This is a genomic window from Sinorhizobium sp. 6-70, assembly GCF_030124375.1.
Lineage (GTDB): Bacteria > Pseudomonadota > Alphaproteobacteria > Rhizobiales > Rhizobiaceae > Sinorhizobium.
In genome coordinates, this window is record NZ_JASKLS010000034.1 from 1 (window position 1) to 1,349 (window position 1,349).

Below are 1,349 nucleotides of genomic sequence, written 5' to 3' on the forward strand. Positions count from 1 at the left end.
CATCAGAGTTCGCTCTCGAAAATCTGGAACGTCTCCGTGAGGAGCTCCACGAAGAGATCGACTTCCGGCTCGGTGATGATAAGCGGAGGGCATGCCAAGATCCACTCGCCGAACCTGCCGCTGGCGGCGCGGCGCGCATAGACGTGCAATCCCAGATTGCGTGCAATCTCCGATACGCGGTAGGACGCCTGCTTTGAGCCCGGAAAGATCGCTTTTGTAGCTTGGTCCTCGACGATTTCAACTGCGTTGAGCAAGCCCTTTCCCCGAACATCGCCGATTGTGGTTGTTCGATCTTTGAGGGCGTTTAGCTTCTGGCGCAGCCGGACGCCCATCCGCTCCGCATTCTCCATCAGGTTCTGGTTCAGCATCTCTTTGATGACTGCCAACGCGATAGCCGAGGAAAGCGGGTTGCCGGAATAGGTGTGGCCGTGCAGGAAGCCACCGGACTCGACAACCTTGTCGACAATTTTGTTAGGAGCGATCATCGCGCCGAACGGAGTATAGCCGGCGCTGAGGCCCTTTGCGCAGACAACAAGATCGGGAAGAGCGTCTGGCCAGTGGTGGGCAGCCAAAAATTTGCCGGTTCGGCCGGCGCCGCTCATTACTTCGTCGAATATCAGCAGGACGCCGTAGCGGTCACAGATCTTCCGTACCTTCGCATAGTAATGGTCGGGCGCAGCCAACGCGCCGGTGGCGACTCCGCCGACCGGCTCCATGATGAAAGCGAGCACCGTCTCCTCGCCTTCGGCCAGGATCTGCTTCTCGAGTTCATTTGCGCAATAGTCGGCGTACGAGTCGACATCGTAGCCTTCCGGTATGCGGTAGCTAAAGGGTGCCGGCACCTTTGGCATGACACGCATAATCGGGCCAAAGATTTCCTCCCTGTCGGGATCACCAGTGACGGCCGCGGCGCCGAGCGTCGCACCGTGGTAGCCGGGAATGCGTGCTAGGATCTTGCTCCGCTTGGTTTGCCCCATCACCACCGCGTATTGTCGCGCAAGTTTGAGGGCGGCCTCGACTGCCTCCGAACCGCCGGAAACGAGGAACGCCTGGTCGAAGCCGGGGCCAGCCAACCGTGGAAGCAGGCTGCAGAGCTCGTCAGTCGCGTCGCAGGTAAAGGCTGTGCGGATTACATAGCTGATGCGATTGGCCTGTTCGATCATCGCGTCGCGGACACGCTCGTTGCCGTGACCGATGTTTGCGACAACTGCGCCGGACGAACCGTCGAGATAACGCTTTCCGTTGGTGTCCCAGAAGAAAATTCCTTTGCCATGCGAAACAGTGAACGTTTCGCTCGCGCCGCGGCCCGCGTAGAAAGCTTTTCCCGACGCCTCCTTCTGAATGGGTTT

General features: G+C 59.3%; 1 protein-coding gene. It reads right to left on the reverse strand.

Annotation, left to right across the window (positions count from 1 at the left end; all coding sequences use genetic code 11):
• Positions 1 to 2 precede the first annotated feature (2 nt).
• Positions 3 to 1,343 (reverse strand): aspartate aminotransferase family protein, encoded by a 1,341-nt coding sequence (locus tag QN222_RS30200; RefSeq protein WP_284005754.1) that lies wholly within the window; start codon positions 1,341 to 1,343, stop codon positions 3 to 5.
• Positions 1,344 to 1,349 lie beyond the last annotated feature (6 nt).